Source organism: Williamsia sp. 1138, assembly GCF_002095435.2.
In the GTDB taxonomy this organism is placed as follows: Bacteria; Actinomycetota; Actinomycetes; order Mycobacteriales; family Mycobacteriaceae; genus Williamsia.
Genome location: NZ_MJEJ02000042.1, coordinates 130,996 through 149,832, shown reverse-complemented (window position 1 = coordinate 149,832; position 18,837 = coordinate 130,996). Strand labels below are relative to the sequence as shown.

The window sequence follows — 18,837 nt, the reverse complement described above, 5'->3', positions numbered from 1 at the left end:
ATCGGTTGCGGGCTTTCTGATGTTACGACGAGATCCGAACTGAACAGTCGGTAGTGAGCCCTACTCGGTCACGACCAGGCAGATGTAGCCGAAGGTGAACACTTGGTTCGTACACCCTGAATGCCGACCTGGACCGACCCGAAGCGGATAGTGCGGCGCGACCGCCGTCCTGAACCACGTGGCCGCCGCATCGCGCACCGAGTGCCCTGACAACACGGGGGCGAGGAACTGATCAGGCATCGACCGTATTGGCATTCTTCGCAGCCGCAGCATGATGCGCTGCGATGTACCCATAGACCAAACCCTGCCCGATGGTCGCTCCGGCGCCTGGATATGTGTGGCCGAACGCGTTGGCGGCGGTATTACCGATGGCATAGAGACCCCTGATGACGCTTCCGTCTTCTCGAACGACACGCGCGCTACGATCCGCAGTGACACCACCACAGGTCCCGAGGTCGCTGAGTACCATCTTGACCGCGAAGAAAGGCCCGTCCTCAAGGGCCCGAAGGTTGGGATTGGGTGCCACTGTCGGGTCGCCATAATAGCGGTCGTAGGCACTTTCGCCCCGGTGGAAGTCCGCGTCCGAACCGTTCTCGGCGGATTGATTGAACGTCCGGAAGGTGTCTTCCAAAGCGTCGACAGGGACATCGATCAGTTTCGCGAGTTCAGCGGGACTGCCGGCACTCTGAGCGACACCAGCGTCATACCATGCCTTCGGAATCGGTTGACGCGGAAAGAGCCCGCCCGCCATGACGTAGCTGTTCCGGTACTCCTGATCGAAGATGATCCACATCTCGTCAACGGGTGTCCCGGCCTGCTCACGCCGCAACACTTCCTGACCGAACGACATGTAGTCGACGGACTCATTGATGAAACGGCGCCCGGACTGGTCAACTATGAAGGATCCAGGTAGCGAACGTTCGGCCAGCATGACCAACGGTTTGTCCCCGGGCAGAGCAGCGAAGGCCGGGAACCACCAGGCCTGATCCATCGACTCAAGGCCGGCGCCAAGGTCTTGCGAGAGCGCGATCGCATCTCCGGTGTCACCTTCGCTTCCGAAGCTCGCGTGGTCCACCAAGTTCTCGGACTGGTACTTGCGACGCCACTCCACATTGTGATCGAAACCTCCGGCCGCCAGAACCACACCACAGCGCACCGTGACCGTGAACTGACGGCCGGCCTGACCAATCAAGGCTCCGGTCACTCGTCCGTCCGAATCTTGCAGCAACTCAACCAGACTCGTCTCGGTCCACACCGGGATATCGGCATGGAGGACACCTGCGAACATCCCCGCGGCCAGCGCCTGCCCGCCCGCGATGTACTCACGACCGATCACCATGCCGCCGAGGCCCTGGACGACCCTCCGGAGAATGCGAGGCACGGCCTTGACAGGCTTCTTGGCCATCAGGTTCATCCATTTGTACTCCGCACCGGTGACCGGCATCGGTACCGGCGCTTCCATCACACCTGGACGAAGGCGATCGCGTTCATCACCGAGGACTGATGCGTCGAACGGGCGGCATTCGCATGTCCGCCCCTCTGCGCGGCCACCAGGTTTCTCCGGATGATAGTCCGAGTAGCCCTTGGCCCAGAAGAACTTCATAGGTGTTGTGCGACTCAGCATTTCTACGGTGGCGGCGCCGTTTTCCAGGAAGGCCTGCCCCCGATCGGCGGGGGCAGTGTCGCCGACAACCGACCGTATATAGTCACTGGCCGCCGGCAACGGATCGGTTCGCTTACCGAACTTCGACAGTATCGAACTCCCAGGGATCCAAAATGCGCCACCCGATCGAGCGGTGGAGCCACCTACATAAGAGGTCTTCTCGATGATGAGCGTCGAGAGCCCCAGTTCATTCGCCGCGAGCGCTGCGGCCATACCGGTTCCAGAACCGACAACCAGTAGGTCGACATTCATGTCGTGGGCGACGGCCGTAGGGGGAATTTGTTTCTTCGCCATGTTCTCATCACTCTCGCGTCGGACAATCTTGGTCGTAACGTATGTCACGTTTGAGCTGGATCCACCACGAGTTCCCGTGGGGTGGAAGGAATTGAAGATCAGTAACGCAGAGACTGGTGGATCATCTGCTCCATCATCGCCCAGATTCTCCGCCGAGCCGGATCGGTCTGCGGCAATGATGGAAAGGTCAGGAATCCGTGAAACAGTCCCGCGAAACAGTGATGGTCGACCGAAACCCCATCAGCTATGAGTCGGGCAGCGTAGTCGTCACCGGCGGAGCACGGCGGGTCCAGTTCTGCCGTGACAACCACCGCAGCAGGTAGTCCGGCCAGGCTCGCAGCCCGCGTCGGCACCAATCGAACATCGTCGGTGCCCTGAGGGGCATACTGCTGCCAGTACCACTTCATGGATTCGGTGGTGTTGTAGTAGCCCACTCCGAAGCGCCGATAGGATTCGGTGTCGAAATCATCGTCGATCACCGGGTAGATGAGCGCTTGGCCTGCGATCGCCGGGCCGCCCCGATCTCGAGCCGCAATGGCCACTGTTGCAGCGAGGTTGCCACCCGCGCTGTCGCCGGCCAGAATCAATTGCGTAGTGTCTCCACCGAACTCGCTGACGTGCTCCGCGCTCCATACAAGGGCTGCATAGACGTCATCGAATGCGGCAGGCCCGGGATGCTCGGGTGCGAGTCGATAGTCGACGGAGACCACGAGGGCCCCGACGCCGTCTGCCATCGACCTGCAGAACTCATCGTGGCTGTCTAGATCACAGAACACGAACCCGCCACCATGCGCGAACACGACAACCGGGAGCGCGGACCCTGGAAGGTGGGGGCGATAGATCCGCAAGGCGAGGTCTCCGCCGGGACCGTCGATCTCGAGGTCTGTCACCGTTCGCATGTCTGGCTGTCGGGTCAGTGGGGCCCGCCTGTCCCGGATGATCTCTCGGACCGCAACCGGATCCATGGTCGTCACATCCGGGAACGACCTATCCAGGGCCTCCAGCATGGCCGCGACTTCGGGTTCAAGAGTTGTCACGATTGCGCACCGATCGTCGTCGGACCGGTTCCAACGTAGGAATTGTCGGCGTCGCCGCCGGCCGGGCTCATCACAAAGCCCTTGTAGCCGGCGGCCGCCACCTCGTCGATAATGTCGCCGTAGACCGCGAACCCGCCGATGAACGGCATGAACACCCGCGGTTTCCCGGGGATGTTCGCACCCAAATACCAAGAGTTCGCCTGAAGGAACAGCGTTTTGGCCGCTCGCTCGTTGCATTCCGCCACCCAGCCCTCGACGGCTTCGGCACTGGCCTCGATGGTCCACGCGCCTCGCGCATCCAGGTGGTCGATACATGCGACGATCCAGTTGACGTGTTGTTCTGCGGTCAGCACCATGTTTGCCAGAACACTCGGACTCCCCGGCCCGTTAACGATGAACATGTTGGGGAAGCCGTCTACCTCGAGGCCTAAATACGTCCGCGGCCCGGACGACCACTTCTCCTTTAGAGTCCGGCTTCCTTTGCCGCGGATGTCAATCCGGTCGAGAGAGCCGGTCATGGCATCGAACCCCGTGGCGTAGACAATCATGTCGAGGTCGTAGACCTGCGCTGTGGTCTCGATACCCGCTTCCGTCACCCGCTCGATCGGGGTGTTCCGCAAGTTCACTAGCGACACGTTGTCACGATTGAACGACTCGTAGAAACCGCTGTCGGTGACGATCCGCTTGGTACCGATCGGATGATCCGTAGGCGTGAGTGCACTCGCGACGTCCCGATCGACCACCAGTTTCGCGATCTTTTCTTCGGTGTAGACGCGGGCCGTATCGTTCGCCGCGAGATTGCTGAGCTGATCTGGAAAGGCCTTGGAGAAGAGCACGCCACCGCGCTGCCACCACTCGTCATAAACCCGGCGGCGTTCGCCCTCATCGACTTCGAGCGCCCCTTTCGGATAGGGCGTGAAGGGTGATCCGCCACCACTGGCCCGAGCCTGCCGGCGACGTTCCGCGTAGTTTGCCTTGATCTCCTTCTTCAGTTCGTCACTCAGGGGCCGGTTGCCGGCCGGGATCGTGTAGTTGGCGCTTCGTTGAAAGACATAGAGCTGTTCGGCATGGGGGGCGATCTCAGGGATCGACTGGATTCCCGAGGATCCCGTCCCGATGACGCCGACCCGCTTGCCCTTGAAGTCCACTCCACTGTGCGGCCATGCTCCAGTGTGGTACGACTCCCCCGCGAAGGTATCCCGACCCGGGATGTCGGGAAGGTTGGTCGCCGACAGTGGACCTGTCGCGAAGATGCAGAAGCGTGCAACGTACTGCTCACCTGCATCGGTGGTCACGGTCCAACGCTGCCCGACCTCGTCGAACGCAGCACTCGTCACCTTGGCCCCGAAGGTGAAGTTCTGCGCGAGGTCGAATCGTTCCGCTACGTGCTCGAGGTAGGCCAGGATCTCGGGTTGCGTCGCGAAACGTTCGCTCCAGTCCCAATCCTGTTGGAGCTCATCAGAAAAAGAGAACGAGTAGTCAACACTCTCGATGTCACACCGGGCCCCGGGATACCGGTTGTGGTACCAGGTTCCACCGAAACCCGCGGCGGCCTCCAAGCCGCGGACTCGGGCACCCTTTTCCCGTAGCGCGTACACCGCATACATTCCCGCGATACCGCCACCGACGACGACTGCGTCCAATTGCTCGACGTTGTTGCTCATGGCAATGATCCTTCGCATGTTTCACCCCGCACCTGTCTGGCTGTAGACGGTGACGCTAAAGCAGCCATGTGCAGATCGAAACGCGCCCTCCCACCCAGTGGTCCCCGCGGCCATGCCGAACGCGCGGTGCCCGCCAACTCCGCTGGTGACACCCCCTTTCAGTGACCTGCTTCACAAACTGCACATCCTGTGGCACCATTCCTATTAGAAATAGCCATGTCGCAGCTCTTGAGAGGGGTGCGAGCCACGAGGAGGTCCCCATGACGATGCAGGTAGATTTTGATCAGTCAGCGCCTACCGCATTCCTGGATCGTGTTTCGCTTCTGCTCGACACGTTCGACGGGCCAGGGCGCCTCACGCTGGCTCAGATCGTCCGACGGACAGGCCTGCCGAGGTCGTCGGCTCATCGCATGCTGGACCACCTTGTGCAGTTGCGATGGCTGCACCGGGAAGGTCGCGATTACACCCTCGGCCTGCGCCTCATGGAACTCGGATCCCTGGCCATCCACCAAGACCAGCTGCACACGGTGGCCTTGCCGCATCTCCTGCAGTTGCATCGCAGCACTGGCCTGGTCGTTCACCTCGCTGCCCTCGATGGCGATGACATCGTCTATCGCGAGAAACTGGGTGGCCGATTCGGCGGACTGGTTCCGACGCGAGTTGGTGCCCGACGGCCGGCTACCCACACCGCGATCGGTAAGGCCCTACTTGCCTTCAACGGTCAGCAGGGCGCCGAGTACGACGCGATACGTGAAGAGGGAATTGCCTACGAACGCGAGGAAGCGGTCTGCGGAATCGGTTGTATTGCAGTGCCCGTCGGCCCGTTGAGATCCACCGTCGCCGCAGTCTCCCTGTGCGGGCCCGTTGGTCAGATGTCGTTCGATCACCGGTTCGGTGGCCAGGTCCGGATGACGGCTGCGGCGATCTGGCGAGGCTTGGACAAGCATGTCGCGCCCGTGCTGCAGCGCAGTAGCTCTGTTCGAATGATGCCGAACTCGCACGAACACGTCAGGACGTCGGCGTAGACTGCGCCTCTCCCAACGCCGCAGACAACGGCTACGCGGTACCGTTGTCTGACTCGTCCGCCTCGCGCCACCTTCCGGGATGACGCGGTCGCACTCTGCCGTTCTCGCCGGTCTCGGATTCATCTCGAAACCATCGCGAGGCCTCGTCGATGTCTTCGAGCAATTGCTCCGCAAGACGGATTTCAGCTTGAAAGTGCCGGTCTGCCCACCTCAGACTCATTCTCGAAAAAGCCCACGCTGGTTCATCATTCGAGTGCTCTGCGTGACGCCTTGCTTCACTGGCGTTGTGTTCGAGATTCGCGATGTGATCTTTGACGATCATCTTGAGTCGCTCGGGCGCCAAGAGGTGACCCATCCATAACCGGAGCATGACGCCGTGTTTGAGGACGGGCATTTCCACCTTGGCATCACGAGACCAATCCCGAAGCGCCTCAGTGCCTGTGTCGGTGATCGCATAGAGCCGGCGGCCACGAGCGCCGGCCTCCGCGACCGTTCGAGAATTCACGAGACCCAGGTTCTCGAGCTTTTTGAGCTCTGCATAGACCTGGCTCACCGACGGGCTCCAATAAAAGAACCCGATGCTCCAGTCGGCCCACTTCTTCAGATCGTTGCCGGTCAGTTCCTCACCAAACGAAAGCATCCCCAAAACAGCCCAACTGGTTGCCGGGAGATCGTATTGGTCGCTGAGGTCAGATGTAGGCACCAAACGAGCTTAACAATGCACATCGGTTGACCACATCATTAGCGGAAAACCTTTGCCTGCGATTGGCAGTGGTTCGTCAATTACCCGAGGACGTCCCGGCCACCGGGAGAAGCTGCATTGCAGCAAGATTCGCCAGTGTTAACCTGCCGCCATGACCGGGCAGACTATCTATGTGGTGGATCGGGTTGTACTCAAATCCGGTTGTGCGAAAAAGTTCATCGAGGCCTACAACCGTGAGTACGCACCCACCGCGCGGGAGCGAGGGATGACCCTCGATCGCGTCCTCGTCAGCCCGCCCATCTGGTTCGACGACGAGTCGAACACGGTGACCGCGCTGTGGACACTGCACGGGCAGGAGGAATGGTGGAAGGCTGCAGTCAAAGGCCGACACGACCCTGAACCCGCCGCGTGGTGGACCAAGATGGATTCCATGATCCTCGAGCGTTCTCGTTCCATGGCTGCCTCGGCGGATGACGTAGATGGGTTGAACGATGTATAAGGTGACCAGTCTGATTCACACCGCCAGCACCGCCCCCGCCGAGACGACGTCTCAGCTGGTGGGCGCCCTCCGAGAAACTGCTAAATCACTCAACTCTGTGCAGGCACTGATCGAGCCCACACTTCCAGGAGTACGCAACGGCGGTGACATCCTGATGCATCTGCAGGTCGAGGACGCGGCTCACTGGCGGGCAATCCGCGCCTCGTTCGATCACATTCTCGACGGCCCCGCTATCGACCACGTCGACGAGGTCGAGTACGTCCCAGGCCGGTCGAGCCATGGATCGACGGCGACCGCCACCGTCTACCGGACGCTGTTGCTTCGAGTGGAAGACGGCACCGCACCTGCTTCCATCCGCCGATTCGAAGCCGAGCTCATGCGGATGCCCGCGTTCATCGAGACGATTACCGCCTGGCGGTTAAGCGAGGTCGTCGCGACGCGAGGCTCAACCCGATACACCCATGTCTGGGAACAGGAGTTCACCGACCTGGACGGCCTGATGGGCCCCTATCTGGCGCACCCGGTGCATTGGGCGTACGTCGACAAGTGGTTCGACCCGGAGTGCCCCGAGATCATCGTCCGCGATCGCGTCTGCCATAGCTTCTGCAACCTCGAGCACAACGTGATCGACGTCCTGGTCACGGAGATGACTGCCTGATCGTCACACCACCAGCGCCAGCTACCACTGCAGCCAGCTCAGGTCATGTTCACGCGGTTGCCGTATCGACAGGTCACCGCTGATCGGGCAACGTGGTGGCACAGCTACGAGTGATCGTCTTTGGAGTCCTCGGTGACCCCGCGAGCATCGACCAGGAGAAAGGCCCACCCGTTGTCGCAGACCTGTTGCAGTGCATGACCTGGCCGCCTGCCCATACCTCAAGGCGTCAAATCGAGGGTCGACACCTCACTTTCAGAGCATCAGCGGCAACAAGCGGCAGCAATCGCGCGAGAAATCTCTCTCCGGCGCCTTCGACTCATCGCCCCGTGCAACTTGCGGTGGAACACGTCAGCAGCATGCTGCACCTGGCGTCCGTCGAGTAGCGCAGCGCTAGTCGACGCCCATACGGGCGAGCATCAACCGCGGATCCGCGGGGGGCGATAGTTGGGTCAGCTGAGTTGCCCTCCGCCCCGCGGACTGCGCACAGATCTCGTCGTCGGACAGCACCCAGAAGTCTCCGCGTGCCAGGCGTTCGACCATGTACTCGGCCGCGTCGAGCGGATCGAGCCCCGTCGCCACGTTGTCGCGTTGCATCGCCGCAAAGACAGCATTTGCGGTGTCATTCGCGCTCGGAGCCTCACGCTGCGCCGATAGGAAGATCTGGCTACGAATCGAATGTGGAACTATGACCGACACCTGGATAGGCGCGCCGGTCAGCAGAATATCTTGGTACAGACTCTCGGTCAGCGCTTGCACCCCATGCTTGCTGACGATGTAGGGAGCTTGTACCGCAACGCTGTTGAGCCCGCCCACCGATGACAGGTTGGCGACGCATGCCGGACTTCCCACCTCGATCATGCGCGGTACAAACGATCGAACACAGTAGAAGACGCCGTTGAGATTGATGTCCATCAACCGCTTCCAGCGATCGACGCCGACCTCCCAGATCAGTCCCGCAGTCTCGATTCCCGCATTGTTGATCAGAAGTTCCAGGCCGCCGTGACGTGCGAACACCGATTCAGCCATGTCGTCGACCGCCTCAGGGTCGGTCACGTCAATGGCGTACGGATACGCCGATCCCCCTGCTGCGCCGATCTGGTCGGCGACCTCGGCAGCCCGTTCACCGTCTATATCAGCTACAACCACGGTCATACCGAGGTCCGCGAGATGCCGTACAAGACCCTCACCGATCCCGGCCGCACCACCGGTGACCAAAGCCGTCCCGGACGAAAAACGTTCCCGCGCAATCGACATCAGAGACTCCTTGTTTCGGTGTGGGGATGAACCAGGGCTCGATTGATGAACTGAACCGTTCGGTCGAACAGGTCAGCGGCCGGCCGCAACGCGCCGGTCATGGTGGCGAAACCGTGCATCATGCCGTCGTATCGGTGCATCTCGACAGGCACACCGGATGCAAGCAACATACGCCCGTACTCCTCCGTCGAATCGCGCGTCGGGTCCACCTCGGCGGTGGCCAAGAGCGTCGGAGGCAGCCCGGTGAGGTCGAGGGCCAGCGCCGGACTGACATAAGGGTCGGATCGCTGAGCAGTGTCCGGGACATACTGGTCCCAAAACCACTCGCAGTCCTCCGGAGTCAGCAGGCTCGTCGAACATTCCGGATTCGACACCCGTGTCTGCGCCGTGCCATAAAATATGATTTGCGCATCAGGCAGCGGCAAACCGTGATCCTTGAGTTGCTGACTGAGAGCAAGCGTCAAGCTTCCACCAGCGCTTTCGCCAGCCAGAGCCACCAACCCGGTGTCGGCTGCTACTTCAGCCGGTCCAGCCTTCAGCCAATCCCACACCGCACGTGCGTCGTCGAGTGCCGCCGGATACCGGTGCTCCGGTGCTAGCCGATAGTCGACCGACACTACGACGACACCCGCTGTGATGCTCAGCACCCGCAGGTATTCGTCGTTCTGATCGAGTCCACCGACCACGAAACCACCGCTGTGCAACCAGATTACAAGAGGTAAGGCCGGTTCGGGTGACGGGCGGTAGACGCGGACCGGGACTCCACCGGCGTCAGACGGCACGCGCAGATCGAAGCGCTCATAGATCGGCGTTGTAGGTGGTCTCGCGGAGGTCGCGAGCATCGCCCGCAGATCCGCGACCGGCATTCCACTCATGGAGCCCGGAAACCGACTGGCAGCCAGGTCGACTATTTGTTGCGCTTCCGGCGACAGGGCCATGTCACACCTCATTTCATCGAAATCGTCGTCTGCAGATCAGAGGTTTGGATCTGGTTGTCTGTTCACGTTGATTGCCCGGCCAGGCGGTGTGTGGATTGGACGAGTGGAACGGAATCTGAGGTATCGAGCACGATCCCAAGTCGTGTCAACCGCATTCCAGCGTCTGTGATTCGCGCCGCGCCATTGGCTGTCCCACTCGACAACGATAGCGGACGCCCGTCGACGATCTTCGTCACGAAGATGTAGGAGGAAAACTCGACCACTTCATCATCCCCGCCAGTAATGTGAAGACATGAACCATTGTGCCGCAATGGATAAGGACTATTTGTCCGGTGGTCGGACTGCCAAGCCATGACCTCTTCTAGCCCATGGAGATCGGCTCGGATGAAGTCTTCGTAGTCAGTTGTACCACTGTCACTGCTACAGCTGAAGGAAACGTCGTCGGCAAGCAGCGCCCGGAGGGCTTCTGGGTTCCACTGGTCGTAGTTGAACCACCAAGCGCCGATGAGACCTGCCAGGGCTGCGGTCCGCAGTGCGTGTTCGTTGAGTTGTGGGGATGTCATCGGACTGCCTTTCGCCGAGGTAGGTGTATCGCGGACAGACGTCAGAGGCCACCGGCTCGGATGTTCGGGTTTGCCCAGGCCGGCGGCTCCAGCGGTGGCAGGTCCATCACTCCGTCCAGACTCTTCACCGTGATCTTCTCGTGCCACGGGAAGTGCAGACTGAACGCAACCAACCCGGTACGTTCGGCCGCAGGCAATCGGCACATCTCAAAAACTGTTGCAGCCAGATACTCGACAGGCTCTGTCTCGTACCCGGCCGGTAGGAGCGCTTCGGCGCCCGGAGTCATGATCGCGGTAGATGGACCGACTGCGTTCACCGCGATGTTGTCGTCGACCAGCTCAGCGGCCAGGCCCTGCGTGAACCTATGTTGCGCGGCCTTCGTCGCGGCGTAGATCACGTCGCCCGAGGACTTGTTGTATTCGCGAAACGGCCGGATGGGGCTCAAGCCCGTCGATGATCCGATGTTCACAATCCATCCTGCACCCTGCTTCCGTAGATAGGGAATCGCAGCCTTCGACAGTAGGAAGGGTATCCGCAGGTAGTGGTCGACTGTGCGCTCGAACGTCTCGACCTCCATCTGATCGATGGTCGAATAGTCGGCGAAGCCGGCGTTGTTCACCAGGATGTCGAGCCCTCCGCTGCGGTTGACGACCGCCTCGATCAGTCCGTCACGAGCAGCCGGGTCCTCGAGGTCTGCCGCCAACGCAAAGGCCTTTCCCCCGGCGCCTTCGATCAGCGACACAGTCTCCTCGACCGTCCCCGACACGACAACCTGCTGCCCACCTCGCGTCGACGGAGAGGGTGCCAGGGACCTTGCCGTAACGGCGACAGTCGCACCCTCGGCAGCAAGACGCTGCGCGATCGCACGCCCTATGCCCCGGCTGCTGCCTGTCACCAATGCCGTCTTGCCGGCCAGCGCCTGGCTCATGGATCTCCTGTACGTGTCGTGTGGAATCGGTTCCCAACGCGGAACTGTCTTGTCCACAGACTCGCCGATCGGCCCACTCGACGCACCCCTGAAGTCCGTTCAGCGGGAACCGGAATTGTCACATACCGACCGCAAGTGAGCTACTGGGCTCAGCGCCCAGGGGCGCCTGACCGCAATATGCGCCTCACCGGAATGAGACCCTTGTATGAGCAACCAACCCCGCTTTGCATTCACAAAGATCTTTGTCGATGACCTCGAGGTGGAGTCAGACTTCTATACCGCCGTATTCGACATGACAGTCAAGGCTCGACTGAACCTTGGGGAAGGTGACGACGCGCTTGAGGAAATCATTCTCAGCACTGCCAGGTCAGACGACTCCAATTTTATTCTCTGGCGCTACCTTCGACGCCCGACGCCGCTGCCAGGCGAGGCAACGCTCGGGTTCACCGTAGAAGATGTCGAGGATATCGCTCGCCGGGTAGAGAACGCAGGGGGATCAATTCTTCAGCCACCGAAAACGGTTCCCGAAGCCGGTGTCTCCGTAGCCTTTGTATCCGATCCAGAAAATCATGTCCTCGAGATCGTTCAGTACCTCTGATCGATTGATGTCCGCAATAGCCGACACAGTAAAGTCACAGAAAGGAAGTCCAATGACATTGGTAGCACGACATCCGATGACCCCCACGGTACCGCCTGAGGTCATCAGCGACATCTATTCACCCGACGAAATCGCCGTTCTTTTCGACGTGGTTCGACGAAAAGGACCATGGCGACTCATCGCAGCGCAGCACTTCGCGACCGCGGAGGAGTACCTGGCCGTATCGGGCCCGAAGAACCCCGATCTCAAATCTAAACTCACTCTTTCAGACCTACTGACGCCGACGTTCCGCAGCTATCTGGGTAACTTCGGGATTGCATACGAGGATGAGGTCCACGACCTCTACTTCAGCCGCAAGATGCTGAACATGATCAAGTCGATCCACGGTGCAAAATACGCGACGCCTCAGTCCTTCTTGTTCAATCTCCGCGCTCCTGCTCATAGCTACGACGCCGGGCATTTCGACGGCTCGAGCTGGCGCGGCATCAACTCCAACAACTCGCCGCTCTGGTTGATCAGCATCATGGCGAAATCGGGGCTGTTCGACGAGTGGGAAGTCAAGTCGGGACAGGTCATCGCCTACTACTACAATTCCGACATCGATGGTGGATTCACCTACTGGCCCGAGGGACCGGACCTTCCGCCAAAGCGGGTACCCGCTCCATTCTGGAACAACGGTTTTCTCACCAACAACGAAAAGATGTTCCATCGCGGTGAAGCCAGCGGACCACGCGGGCGACGCACCATCCCTGACCTGCAACTGAATTCCTTGATCAGCGGTGAGGGCGACAACGAATGGGTGATCCGCAATGACGGAACCGAGATCGCACGTTATGAGGATGACGAAATGCGATTCTTGTTCCACTACAGCGCACATGTCTTCGACGACCTCGCAGACGTGAAGCGTTACGTCGAACACACCGATGATCTCACCGTCGAAAAGGCGCTGGGAATGATCCTGGACGATCTCAAACGACGCGGCGAGCCGGTTCCGGAGTCGTCCGACCCGATGAATGATTCGGGCTTCATCGCGGCACTGAGTTCCCGGTACGCAATGGCCCCGTCCGAGTACCCCGTCGAGGCACCCCTGGACGTTCCGACCCCTCGTTGACAGAGATCAAGGGGTATCCTTGAAACAGAGAAGAGCCCCTGCCCGGCAAGTCAATCTTGCCGAGCAGGGGCTCTTCTCTGTTCACCTAGGTCGCGTCCGCTGCTTTCTGAGCTTCTGCCATCTCCTTGGCCCACAACCACTCATGGCCCCAGTAACTGTCCTGCGTGATCTCCTCAGATGTGTAAAAGGCCTCGTCCACCAGCGAACCCTCAGTGCCGTATTCGATATCCCAACCACCGGGCACCCGTACATAAAACGAAATCATCTTGTCATTGGTGTGCCGACCCAACGTCGACGACACCGGGAAATCACGCTTGACTACTTCATCAAGTGCCCTGCCCACCGCATCGAGATCATCGACCTCCACCATCACATGCACCAACCCTGGATCTTTGCCCTCAGGAACCGGCAGCAACGCCAAACTGTGATGACGCTGATTCACTCCCAAGAAGCGAATCCGCTGCACACCGAACTCCGGTGGCATCGGCAACCGCATCGCCCCACGAGGCAAGAAACCAAGAGTCTCCGTATAGAAGCGATACGTCTCATCAAAGTTCGGTGACGGAACCACCACATGACCCAACCCCTGATCACCCGTCACAAACTTCTGTGCATACTTCGTCACCACCGGGCTGTGATCGAGCACTGGCCCATGGAAGAACTCCAACGGCGTCCCACCGGGGTCATCCATCGCGAAGGCTTCCTCGACCTGCCGCGCATCAGCCTCCTCCTGCGACATCACCTTGAGCACATGGCCGGCCTTCTCGAGCCGGTCACGCAACTGCACCAATGCCAGCTGATCACGGACTTCCCAACCCACAGCCGTCACCCGATCATGCGAACTCGCCTCCACCACAAGCCGAGCCCCACGCTCATCCATCCTCAGATGTAGCGCGCCCCTCCCCGAACCAGACCCCTCATTGAAGCCCAATACTTCGAACGCCAACTCCCGCCACCGATCGATGTCGGTCGCCTCCACCCGTACATAACCGAGACCGCGGACCTCACTCATAAACCCTCACTCCTAGGTAGGCTGTGCATTTTCCGTTTATTGCTGCGTCAGATCATGATTCGCAGAGGACCCTGCGGATCGGCGCCCAGCGAGCTCAGAGCAGACGCGTGGTACACCGTGTTGGTGACGTGGATAGCGTGGTGAAGGCCTGCATGTGCGTCACGCCAGAACCGCTGGAGGGGGTTGTCCATACGCAGGGCGTTGCCGCCGGACCGATCGAACACTTCATCGGCGGCGCGCACAGCGCGCCATGCTGCCCGCGTCTGATTGCGACGGCCTAGGGCCCGCTGCTCAAAGTCGATTTCTTTACCGGCGTCGACCATGTCATAGATCCGGTCTACATTGCTGAGCACCTGCTGGCGAGCGGCGTCGATTTCCGCCGCGGCCTCCCCCAGTGCGTACAGGGTGTAGGGGTCGTCCTTGATCGCAGTCCCCGTGGCCCCTACCCTTTCCCGCTGATAGGCGATTCCTGCGGCGAGAACCCCCTCGGCGATCCCAATGGTCGCCGAGGTGATTCCGAGGGGAAACATCGTCGACCACGGCATCTTGTAAAGGGTCTCGGTGACACCGTATTCCTTGGCGACCGTTCCCTCGATGACACCGGCGCCGTCCATCACCCGATAGTCCGGGATGAAAGCCTCTTTCACGACGATGTCTTTGCTGCCGGTGCCTCGCAAACCAACGACATCCCAGCTGTCGGCTACGATCTCGTAGTCTGTGCGCGGCAGGATCACGTGCAGGGATTGTGGCGGCATGAAAGGATTGCCCTCATTGTCGCCTACCATGGCGCCCAAAAATATCCAGTCGCAGTGGTCCGTACCCGAGGAGAACTGCCACCGCCCCGACATGATGTAGCCGCCATCGACTTTGACCGCGACGCCGCCAGGCATATACGGCGACGCCTGCCACGTGTCGGAGTCTGTACCGAGAACCTCGTCCTGCACCTTTGGGTCAGCCATCGCGAGTTGCCACGGATGTACCCCTACAATGCCGCCGACCCATCCCGCCGAGCCATAAATGCTTGCGGTCTTCATCACGGTCTCTGCGAAGTCGCGTGGGTGCGCTTCGAAGCCGTCGTACTTCTTGCGGGCAAGCATGCGAATGATTCCTGCGTGCTTGAGCCCTTTGGCCATCTCATCAGGGAGACGACCGAGTGACTCAGCTTCATCTGCCTGCGCCCTGATTTCGTCAGCGATGGCAACAATGTTGTCTAGGACCTGGTGGCTCATGGTTTTTCCTTAACTTCGTTCTTGGTGGTCAGCTCGATACCGGAGTGGGAATAGCGCTGCGACCCGCCGCCACGTTTGCATCCACCTCGGCCTGCCAGTTCTTCAACGCTCGCTCGGTGTCGATCTCGAATTCGAAGCGGTTCGTCATGTCGGGGTCGATCTCCTCGACGTCGACATAGAACTGCTCATACCAGCGACGCAGCTGGTAGACGGGGCCGTCTTCCTCTGACAACAGCGGGTTGTCGATGCGGGACTTTGTCTTCCAGATCGCCACGTCCTGCTCGAAACCGATCGCGACCCCTGATGCGACGGCCATCGCCATTGCGTTGGCCTCGTCGTCCGACATTCCTTCCGGCTTCTTCACGATTGCGCCGTACTGCAGCTTGAACGAGTTGTTCGAGATCGGGTAATGGCAATTGATCAGCATGACGTTGGGTTCAGCGTCGTGTGGCACGCCGACCCAGAGTCTGTCGATCATGTATGACGGGCCGAAATATGATGCGTCAGACTGCCCTTCGTAGTCGTAGTTTGAACCCAAACTCGCATCGACTGCGTCGGCCCGCGGCCTCGACCTCATCACCTGCGTCGCTACATGGCCCTCGAACACATTCTTGAAGAACGTCGGCATGCCGTAATGCACGTAGAAGAAGTGCGCCATGTCAACGATGTTGTCGACGATCTCGCGACAATGTGACCCTTCAACCTCGAGGCTGTTCCAGACCCAATCTGTCCAACCCTCCTCTCCGTACCCTTCCACCGCCGGAATAGTGATGTCCGCCGGCGGTTTACGATTCTGAGGATCGTTCCAGACATAGAGCTGTCCGTTGCGCTCGAGCGTTGTCCACGACTTCGTGCGCGCCAACGGCGGAACCCGGCGAGCGTAAGGAATGTCGGCGCACTTGCCGTTGCCACCCCAACGCCAGTCATGGAACGGGCATGCAATGGTGTTGCCCTTGACAGTTCCGTCTGCGAGGTTGCCACCCATGTGGGGACAAAATGCGTTGAGGACGTTCAGCTTTCCGTCTTCCCCGGCAAATACGACGAGCTCGGTCCCGAACGCCGCGACCTGATGCGGTTTACCGTCACTGAAGTCACGAGCAAGACCCAGGCAATGCCAACCCCTGGCAAAACGGGTCGGCGGGGCGCCGGTGTCGATCACACGGACCTCGTCGACCGCGTCGTTCGTTGTTGTCATGCTGACCTCCTAGTCGTTTCTGCTAAACCGGCCCGGGGCTGTGACAAGAGTCGGTTGCGCTATTGCCAGTGTCTCAACCGGTCTCGACCAGTGTGATCAGCGTCTCCCGCACAATGGGAGATCAGTTTTTGGGTGCCGCACTCAGTATTCGATCGCGACCGTGCCGCTGACCGGCTCGGCCTGGCACGCCAGAATGTAGCCGCCCTCGAGATCCTCCGGTTCCAGGACCTCATTGCGGACCAGTCGAACCTCCCCGTCGGTCAGCCTGCACACGCACGCGCTGCAAGCACCCTCCCGACACGAGAAGGGAGCATCGACATCCGCGTCGAGGAGGGCGTCGAGTAGTCGCTTGTTTCGTGCCCACGGCACAGTCCTGACTTCACCGTCGAGTGTCACCTCCACAGTGCCATCGGGCCCTCGCACAAGACCGTCCTCCGCACCCGATGGCACACCGTCTCCCACGCCCGGGGGCACTGTGAAAGGGTCGGTGGACAACGAAATGAACTGCTCCGCCATGACACGGGCGCTCTCGATCCCCAGAGCCGAACAGACCTCTTTAGTCAGCGACATGAGTGGCACCGGCCCGCAGACGTACACCATGCGGTCCGCGACCGGACCCACCAGAGCCGACAGGACAGGAGCTGTGAGGTACCCCTGGACCGATTCCAGGATGTGAACGACCGTCAAACGGGAAGCGAATCGTTCCGCGAGCGCTCGCAATTCGTCTGCGAAGATGACCGAACGCTCGTCGCGATTGGCGTAGATCAACAGCACGTTGCCGTGACCGCCGAACAATATCGACTTCGCGATCGAAATCACCGGGGTGATTCCGCTACCGCCCGCGACCATGACCACCGATCGGTCGAGCTCACGGGCCTTGAACGTGCCGGCGGGGGGAAGCACCTCGAGCTCATCCCCGATGGACAGCCGCTCGCACAACCAATTGGATCCGTGACCGTCCGCGACCCGCTTGACGGTGAACTTCATCGTTGCATCGGCGTGGGGCGAACTCGACAGCGAATAGCACCTCGCACTGCCACGTCCTGAGTCCGGTATCCGCACAGTCAAGAACTGACCGGCGGTGTAGCCGAAGTCCTCCGCGTGATCGGGGTGCGGTTCCACCACGATCGACCGCGCGTCATGGGTCTCCTCCACCACATCGATCACACGTACTCTTCGCGCGCCGGCCGCAAGGATCGCGCTCATGACACTGCCCGACGTGCCCGACGGCCGCATGGTCTCTGCCTAAGCATCTCCGAGCCCGGCACCAGCTGTGGATTCAATGTCACGCCCTTCACAATCAGCCATGGAACAACGAGATCGAAGACTAGGCGCCGGGCGATCGACCGGCGACAACGTCTCTCGCTGATCGGGAGATCGGTTCGTGCGGATCGTCCGCTCCGTGGGAGCACTGGTCGTCCCTCGACCCAGATCCGCCTACCGTGCATTTGACGCTCGACGACGCTAGGGAGGATTCAATGCAGGTCAGCCGTACCCAGGACTCGATCCGCGCGGCCGAGGACCGAGCCGAAGCTTGTGACCAGCGGCAATCGCTTCCTTCGCTTCCCAGCGGTAACATCGGTGCGACAGTGACTGCCATCACAGTTTCCAGGGCTGGTCACTCTGTCCAGGGAGGTTCTGTGAGCACCGCAGGTATACCGGATGCGCCGATTTCGGTTGTCGAACGGATCTCACTCATTCTCGAGACCTTCAACGGGACCGGACCACTCACTCTCGTCGAGGTGACACGGCGAACTGGCCTACCGCGATCGTCGGTGCACCGGCTTCTGGACCAGCTCACGTCCACCGGATGGCTGGCCCGTGAGGAGCAGACGTACGAGCTCGGCGTGAAGGCTTATGAGATCGGTCGGTCGGCCTTCAACCAGAACCGGCTATTGCAGCAGGCAACTCCCGTCATGCGGCGGCTGGCCCATACGGTTGGCTTGACGGTGCACTTGGGAGTGGTCGACCACGGTGACGTCATCTACATGGCCAGCGTCCACGGGCACCGCTCACCTTCGGCCGCGACGGCAATCGGTTCGCGCGTCCCGGCCCATCTCACCGCCCTCGGCAAAGCCATCATCGCCAATTACTCGGAGGAGCGCCTCTCCGACATCTACTCAGCACCGCTGCAGCGCGCCACCGCACACAGCGTCGGGTCACGTCGGCAACTCGATGCCGACCTTGCAGGCGTCCGCCAGCATGGCGTTGCCTTTGATCACCAAGAGCTTGCCATCGGGATCAGCTGCGTCGGCGTAGCACTCGGCCCACCGGATCACTATTACGGCAACCGCGCAGCGATCTCAGTGTTCGGCCCTTCCAATAAAATCGAGCTCTCGAAGCTTGCCGGACCAGTGCGGGTCGCCGCAGCCGAGATCTGGGACCGATGTGTGGCATCCCACCTGCCAACCCACCAGTTCGAGAATTGGCGTCCGCCATCGCACGGCTTTCAAACGGCCTGACCC

Annotated in this window: 18 protein-coding genes; 6 read left to right on the top strand and 12 right to left on the bottom strand. The window is 60.6% G+C overall.

All coding sequences use genetic code 11. The features are described from left to right. Window positions 1-232: 232 nt before the first annotated feature. The 3 genes from BH683_RS13370 to BH683_RS13360 form a co-directional block, all read right to left on the bottom strand. Complete coding sequence (locus BH683_RS13370; protein WP_084836743.1) at window positions 233-1,957, bottom strand: 3-ketosteroid-delta-1-dehydrogenase; 1,725 nt, start codon at window positions 1,955-1,957, stop codon at window positions 233-235. A 98-nt stretch (window positions 1,958-2,055) separates the two neighbouring features. Then, the gene (locus BH683_RS13365; RefSeq protein ID WP_084836742.1) at window positions 2,056-2,964 is read right to left on the bottom strand and encodes an alpha/beta hydrolase; all 909 of its coding nucleotides are present in this window, start codon (window positions 2,962-2,964) and stop codon (window positions 2,056-2,058) included. A gap of 26 nt (window positions 2,965-2,990) precedes the next feature. After that, a complete protein-coding gene (locus tag BH683_RS13360) occupies window positions 2,991-4,658 on the bottom strand; it encodes an NAD(P)/FAD-dependent oxidoreductase (protein ID WP_084836741.1) in 1,668 nt (555 codons plus the stop codon). A 260-nt stretch (window positions 4,659-4,918) separates the two neighbouring features. Here BH683_RS13360 and BH683_RS13355 point away from each other — a divergent pair, with 260 nt between their 5' ends. After that, entirely contained in the window at window positions 4,919-5,683 is a 765-nt protein-coding gene (locus BH683_RS13355) for an IclR family transcriptional regulator (protein ID WP_084836740.1), read from the top strand. Window positions 5,684-5,714: 31 nt separating this feature from the next. Here the strand turns inward: BH683_RS13355 and BH683_RS13350 are convergent, their stop codons facing one another. Further along, a complete protein-coding gene (locus tag BH683_RS13350) occupies window positions 5,715-6,323 on the bottom strand; it encodes a PadR family transcriptional regulator (protein WP_084836739.1) in 609 nt (202 codons plus the stop codon). A gap of 214 nt (window positions 6,324-6,537) precedes the next feature. Between BH683_RS13350 and BH683_RS13345 the strand changes: the two genes are divergently transcribed. Together BH683_RS13345 and BH683_RS13340 are read left to right on the top strand one after the other, a co-directional pair. After that, the gene (locus BH683_RS13345; protein ID WP_084836738.1) at window positions 6,538-6,885 is read left to right on the top strand and encodes a hypothetical protein; all 348 of its coding nucleotides are present in this window, start codon (window positions 6,538-6,540) and stop codon (window positions 6,883-6,885) included. Further along, a complete protein-coding gene (locus tag BH683_RS13340) occupies window positions 6,878-7,543 on the top strand; it encodes a Dabb family protein (protein WP_084836737.1) in 666 nt (221 codons plus the stop codon). Before BH683_RS13345 ends, BH683_RS13340 begins: the two co-directional genes overlap by 8 nt. Before the next feature lie 390 nt (window positions 7,544-7,933). Here the strand turns inward: BH683_RS13340 and BH683_RS13335 are convergent, their stop codons facing one another. From BH683_RS13335 to BH683_RS13320, 4 genes are all read right to left on the bottom strand, one after another. After that, on the bottom strand, window positions 7,934-8,797 hold the full coding sequence (locus BH683_RS13335) for an SDR family NAD(P)-dependent oxidoreductase (protein ID WP_084836736.1): 864 nt from the start codon (window positions 8,795-8,797) through the stop codon (window positions 7,934-7,936). Continuing rightward, entirely contained in the window at window positions 8,797-9,735 is a 939-nt protein-coding gene (locus tag BH683_RS13330; RefSeq protein WP_094647457.1) for an alpha/beta hydrolase, read from the bottom strand. Before BH683_RS13330 ends, BH683_RS13335 begins: the two co-directional genes overlap by 1 nt. 62 nt (window positions 9,736-9,797) lie before the next feature. Continuing rightward, complete coding sequence (locus tag BH683_RS13325) at window positions 9,798-10,298, bottom strand: hypothetical protein (protein ID WP_084836735.1); 501 nt, start codon at window positions 10,296-10,298, stop codon at window positions 9,798-9,800. A gap of 41 nt (window positions 10,299-10,339) precedes the next feature. Further along, window positions 10,340-11,227 (bottom strand): SDR family NAD(P)-dependent oxidoreductase, encoded by an 888-nt coding sequence (locus BH683_RS13320; RefSeq protein ID WP_084836734.1) that lies wholly within the window; start codon window positions 11,225-11,227, stop codon window positions 10,340-10,342. Window positions 11,228-11,432: 205 nt separating this feature from the next. On the opposite strand from BH683_RS13320, the gene BH683_RS13315 reads away from it, so the two are divergent. Together BH683_RS13315 and BH683_RS13310 are read left to right on the top strand one after the other, a co-directional pair. Then, window positions 11,433-11,825 (top strand): VOC family protein, encoded by a 393-nt coding sequence (locus tag BH683_RS13315; protein ID WP_084836733.1) that lies wholly within the window; start codon window positions 11,433-11,435, stop codon window positions 11,823-11,825. A 52-nt stretch (window positions 11,826-11,877) separates the two neighbouring features. Beyond that, the gene (locus BH683_RS13310; protein ID WP_168187041.1) at window positions 11,878-12,936 is read left to right on the top strand and encodes a hypothetical protein; all 1,059 of its coding nucleotides are present in this window, start codon (window positions 11,878-11,880) and stop codon (window positions 12,934-12,936) included. 85 nt (window positions 12,937-13,021) lie between these two features. Here the strand turns inward: BH683_RS13310 and BH683_RS13305 are convergent, their stop codons facing one another. The 4 genes from BH683_RS13305 to BH683_RS13290 all read right to left on the bottom strand — a co-directional run bounded on the left by BH683_RS13305 (window position 13,022) and on the right by BH683_RS13290 (window position 17,608). Further along, complete coding sequence (locus BH683_RS13305) at window positions 13,022-13,948, bottom strand: VOC family protein (protein WP_084836731.1); 927 nt, start codon at window positions 13,946-13,948, stop codon at window positions 13,022-13,024. A gap of 47 nt (window positions 13,949-13,995) precedes the next feature. Beyond that, complete coding sequence (locus tag BH683_RS13300; protein WP_084836730.1) at window positions 13,996-15,177, bottom strand: acyl-CoA dehydrogenase family protein; 1,182 nt, start codon at window positions 15,175-15,177, stop codon at window positions 13,996-13,998. A 28-nt stretch (window positions 15,178-15,205) separates the two neighbouring features. Continuing rightward, a complete protein-coding gene (locus BH683_RS13295; RefSeq protein WP_084836729.1) occupies window positions 15,206-16,372 on the bottom strand; it encodes a Rieske 2Fe-2S domain-containing protein in 1,167 nt (388 codons plus the stop codon). A gap of 141 nt (window positions 16,373-16,513) precedes the next feature. Further along, window positions 16,514-17,608: a ferredoxin--NADP reductase gene (locus BH683_RS13290; protein ID WP_084836728.1), complete on the bottom strand. Its 1,095-nt coding sequence runs from the start codon at window positions 17,606-17,608 to the stop codon at window positions 16,514-16,516. A gap of 404 nt (window positions 17,609-18,012) precedes the next feature. Between BH683_RS13290 and BH683_RS13285 the strand changes: the two genes are divergently transcribed. Next, complete coding sequence (locus tag BH683_RS13285) at window positions 18,013-18,834, top strand: IclR family transcriptional regulator (protein WP_246833358.1); 822 nt, start codon at window positions 18,013-18,015, stop codon at window positions 18,832-18,834. Window positions 18,835-18,837 lie beyond the last annotated feature (3 nt).

What these genes read in the sequence shown, in the direction of transcription:
- BH683_RS13370 (WP_084836743.1), bottom strand. Translation starts at nt 1,957, where the DNA reads ATGGCGAAGAAACAAATTCCCCCTACGGCCGTCGCCCACGACATGAAT.
- BH683_RS13365 (WP_084836742.1), bottom strand. Translation starts at nt 2,964, where the DNA reads ATGCTGGAGGCCCTGGATAGGTCGTTCCCGGATGTGACGACCATGGAT.
- BH683_RS13360 (WP_084836741.1), bottom strand. Translation starts at nt 4,658, where the DNA reads ATGAGCAACAACGTCGAGCAATTGGACGCAGTCGTCGTCGGTGGCGGT.
- BH683_RS13355 (WP_084836740.1), top strand. Translation starts at nt 4,919, where the DNA reads ATGACGATGCAGGTAGATTTTGATCAGTCAGCGCCTACCGCATTCCTG.
- BH683_RS13350 (WP_084836739.1), bottom strand. Translation starts at nt 6,323, where the DNA reads ATGCTTTCGTTTGGTGAGGAACTGACCGGCAACGATCTGAAGAAGTGG.
- BH683_RS13345 (WP_084836738.1), top strand. Translation starts at nt 6,538, where the DNA reads ATGACCGGGCAGACTATCTATGTGGTGGATCGGGTTGTACTCAAATCC.
- BH683_RS13340 (WP_084836737.1), top strand. Translation starts at nt 6,878, where the DNA reads ATGTATAAGGTGACCAGTCTGATTCACACCGCCAGCACCGCCCCCGCC.
- BH683_RS13335 (WP_084836736.1), bottom strand. Translation starts at nt 8,797, where the DNA reads ATGTCGATTGCGCGGGAACGTTTTTCGTCCGGGACGGCTTTGGTCACC.
- BH683_RS13330 (WP_094647457.1), bottom strand. Translation starts at nt 9,735, where the DNA reads ATGGCCCTGTCGCCGGAAGCGCAACAAATAGTCGACCTGGCTGCCAGT.
- BH683_RS13325 (WP_084836735.1), bottom strand. Translation starts at nt 10,298, where the DNA reads ATGACATCCCCACAACTCAACGAACACGCACTGCGGACCGCAGCCCTG.
- BH683_RS13320 (WP_084836734.1), bottom strand. Translation starts at nt 11,227, where the DNA reads ATGAGCCAGGCGCTGGCCGGCAAGACGGCATTGGTGACAGGCAGCAGC.
- BH683_RS13315 (WP_084836733.1), top strand. Translation starts at nt 11,433, where the DNA reads ATGAGCAACCAACCCCGCTTTGCATTCACAAAGATCTTTGTCGATGAC.
- BH683_RS13310 (WP_168187041.1), top strand. Translation starts at nt 11,878, where the DNA reads ATGACATTGGTAGCACGACATCCGATGACCCCCACGGTACCGCCTGAG.
- BH683_RS13305 (WP_084836731.1), bottom strand. Translation starts at nt 13,948, where the DNA reads ATGAGTGAGGTCCGCGGTCTCGGTTATGTACGGGTGGAGGCGACCGAC.
- BH683_RS13300 (WP_084836730.1), bottom strand. Translation starts at nt 15,177, where the DNA reads ATGAGCCACCAGGTCCTAGACAACATTGTTGCCATCGCTGACGAAATC.
- BH683_RS13295 (WP_084836729.1), bottom strand. Translation starts at nt 16,372, where the DNA reads ATGACAACAACGAACGACGCGGTCGACGAGGTCCGTGTGATCGACACC.
- BH683_RS13290 (WP_084836728.1), bottom strand. Translation starts at nt 17,608, where the DNA reads ATGCGGCCGTCGGGCACGTCGGGCAGTGTCATGAGCGCGATCCTTGCG.